General features: G+C 67.9%; 4 protein-coding genes. 3 read left to right on the top strand and 1 reads right to left on the bottom strand.

Going from position 1 to position 1,603, the window contains the following annotated elements:
• Nucleotides 1–113: transposase (locus tag AB0I18_RS52050; protein WP_363112896.1), on the top strand; the 113-nt coding region annotated here is incomplete at its 5' end.
• 93 nt (nt 114–206) lie between these two features.
• On the opposite strand, the gene AB0I18_RS52045 is transcribed toward AB0I18_RS52050, so the two are convergent.
• A complete protein-coding gene (locus AB0I18_RS52045) occupies nt 207–569 on the bottom strand; it encodes a hypothetical protein (RefSeq protein ID WP_363112895.1) in 363 nt (120 codons plus the stop codon).
• A gap of 154 nt (nt 570–723) precedes the next feature.
• Here AB0I18_RS52045 and AB0I18_RS52040 point away from each other — a divergent pair, with 154 nt between their 5' ends.
• Together AB0I18_RS52040 and AB0I18_RS52035 are read left to right on the top strand one after the other, a co-directional pair.
• Nucleotides 724–1,221, top strand: coding sequence for a hypothetical protein (locus AB0I18_RS52040; protein WP_363112894.1), 498 nt, complete (start codon nt 724–726; stop codon nt 1,219–1,221).
• Nucleotides 1,222–1,244: 23 nt separating this feature from the next.
• The gene (locus AB0I18_RS52035) at nt 1,245–1,547 is read left to right on the top strand and encodes a transposase (RefSeq protein ID WP_363112893.1); all 303 of its coding nucleotides are present in this window, start codon (nt 1,245–1,247) and stop codon (nt 1,545–1,547) included.
• The last annotated feature ends 56 nt before the right edge of the window (nt 1,548–1,603 follow it).

The following is a 1,603-nucleotide window of genomic DNA, read 5'->3' as shown; positions in this document are numbered from 1 at the left end:
ACCTGTGGGGCGGCCACTTCTGGTCCGGCTCCTACTTCGCCGGGTCCTGCGGCGGGGCACCGCTGACCGTCGTCCGCCAGTACATCGAGAACCAACAGCGCCCCGTCGGCTGAGGACAACACCGCGGCCCCGTGCACACCGCGCGGGTCAGAGCAGCCCTGAGATGGCCTTCACCCCTGCCGTAAACGGCGGAGCACTGGCCAAGATCAAAGGTAGACGGCCAGGTGGAGGTTGGCGAGGATCTGGCGGGCCTGCCGGGCGATGATGACGGTGCCGGTGTACTGGGGTGCGGTGGTGGCGGCTGTGATGGCCCGGCGGGCGGCGGGCCCGGAGGTGCCGAGGCCGTCCTCGAGAGCGGCATTCAGGTCGGCGACGGTGTCGATGGTGGCGCGGGACGTCTCGACGTCGAGGAGGTCGTGGATGCCGTCCCGGCTGCGTGCGGCATACCCGGCCGATACGGAAGTCCGCAGATGGCCGTACTGAATCGCGAGCGCGACCAGGCCCCCGGGGCGGCGGGCGATGTGCCAGGCCAGGCTCCTGCGGAACTGCCCCTCACCCGTCGCGGCCATCCGCGAGCCGCTGCTTCATCCGCCTTCTGGCCTGGTGCGTCGCCGTGGTGCACTGTCAAAGAAGCCGGCCGGCGCGGACCCAACACGCCAAGGAGTCCTGCCGGTTGACCCCCCAGTCGATCGACTTACAGCCGGTATACGACCCCGCCCGAGGGTGGGCAGTGCCGGACTCAACGGCACGGTGTCCATCGAGCGGGAGTCGCGGTACGTCCGGGAGTGGCTGAGCAGGCTCCAGCCGTGCAAGCCGAACGCCCTGCACACGACGCTTGTGGCTGCGGAGAAGATCCTCGACCTGTTCCACCCGTGCGTGCGGGACGACACGGACAGCCCGGCTGCCGTCAGCGGATCCGGCTGTCTGTGCCATCAGACCTTCATCGACCAGGAGTTCAGTCTGCCCGTCGTCGCCCGCCACTACCGCACCGTCAGCGGCACCATCGAGAAGTGGACCCGTCTCACCTACACCCCGCTCGACCTCCGGCCGGACGATGAGTTCCACCGGCTCATCATCGATCAGACCGGACCCTTCTGGATCCGGACGAGGGACGGCCTGCTGTCGCTCCTGCCGGAAACCAGGGCAGGCGGCTACGGGACCGGGTACGGCGGGGGAGTGAACCTTCCCCTTGATCGTGGACACCTGGAGACTGGGACCTGAGGTTCCAGAGGAAGTAGCACCAGGTGGGAAGCAAGTACACGAAGCGGTACACCGAAGAGTTCAAGCGGGACGCGATCGCGCTCGTCGACTCCTCGGGCAAGACGGTCACGGCGGTCGCTCGGGAACTCGGCATCAGCTCCGAGTCCCTGCGCGGCTGGTGCCGCAAGGCGAAGGCGGGGCAGGGCGAGGGCGCTCCGGGCGAATTGAGCAGTGCCGAGCGCGAGGAGCTCAAGCAGCTGCGGCGGGAGAACCGCGAGCAGCAGCAGGCGATTGAGATCCTGAAAAAGGGTGTGCCACGAACGCGGGAGGCTGCTTGTGGTAGTTGAGTAGCTGAACGCGGTGCTGCACGAGAGATGAAGGACTTTCGGCCCTTCGGAGTCGC

The sequence above is a fragment of the Streptomyces sp. NPDC050704 genome, assembly GCF_040654355.1.
GTDB lineage: Bacteria > Actinomycetota > Actinomycetes > Streptomycetales > Streptomycetaceae > Streptomyces.
This window is presented reverse-complemented; position numbering and strand designations above follow the sequence as displayed.

What these genes read in the sequence shown, in the direction of transcription:
- AB0I18_RS52045 (WP_363112895.1), bottom strand. Translation starts at nt 569, where the DNA reads ATGGCCGCGACGGGTGAGGGGCAGTTCCGCAGGAGCCTGGCCTGGCAC.